The following is a 919-nucleotide window of genomic DNA, read 5'->3' on the forward strand; positions in this document are numbered from 1 at the left end:
CCCCCCCCGCCGGGCGCGCGCGCCCCCCCCCCCCCCCCCCCCCCCCCCCCCCCCCCCCCCCCCCCGCCGGGGGGGGCCGCCCCCCCGGGGGGGCGTACCCGCTACTTCGCGGTGCGGCCGCCGTCCACCGCGAGGGCGGCCCCGGTGGTGAAGGACGAGGCGTCCGAGCAGAGCCAGGCGGCGGCGCGGGCGATCTCCGTCGGATTGGCCAGGCGCTGCTGGATCGCCTTGCCGCCGAAGCCGGCGCGTACGGCGGGGCCCGCCGCGAGGACGCCGTCCATCATCTCCGTATCGGTGCTGCCCACCACGAGGGCGTTGACGCGGATGCCCTGCGCGCCGTACTCGGCGGCCGCCGCCCTGGTCAGGCCGAGGACCGCGTGCTTCGCCGCCACGTAGGGCGCGGAGGCGGCGGTGGCGCGTACGCCCGCGACGCTGGAGGTGTTGACCACCGCGCCGGCGCCGGCCGGCAGCATGGCGGGGATCTGGGCGCGCAGACAGTTCCAGACGCCGCGCACGTTGACGTCCATGGTGCGGTCGAAGTCGTCGTCGGTCAGCTCGTGCAGAAGCGTTCCCGCGCTGGCGTAACCGGCGTTGTTGAAGGCGCAGTCGAGGCTGCCGAACCGTTCGACGGCCGTGGCGACGGCCCGGTCCATGTCCGCCCTGCGGGTGACGTCGCCCGGTACGGCCACCGCCCGGCCGCCGTCCTTCCGGATGCGCTCGGCGGCCTCCTCGACCAGGTCGGCCCTGCGGGCCACCAGGACGACGGCGGCGCCCTCGTCGGCGAAGTGCCGGGCCGCCGCGGCGCCGATTCCGCTGGAGGCGCCGGTGATCAGCGCCACCTTGCCGGACAGCAGCGTGCCGCCCGCCGTCACGCGGAAACCCCGAGCCCGGCCGGGGCCGGTGCGGGCTCGGATGCGGG

At 78.0% G+C, this 919-nt stretch carries 1 protein-coding gene; it reads right to left on the minus strand.

Annotation, left to right across the window (positions count from 1 at the left end; genetic code table 11):
- Positions 1 to 101 precede the first annotated feature (101 nt).
- Complete coding sequence (locus JS521_RS35900; RefSeq protein ID WP_205087024.1) at positions 102 to 872, minus strand: SDR family NAD(P)-dependent oxidoreductase; 771 nt, start codon at positions 870 to 872, stop codon at positions 102 to 104.
- Positions 873 to 919 lie beyond the last annotated feature (47 nt).

This window comes from Streptomyces durocortorensis (genome assembly GCF_016901035.1).
GTDB classification, from domain to species: domain Bacteria; phylum Actinomycetota; class Actinomycetes; order Streptomycetales; family Streptomycetaceae; genus Streptomyces; species Streptomyces durocortorensis.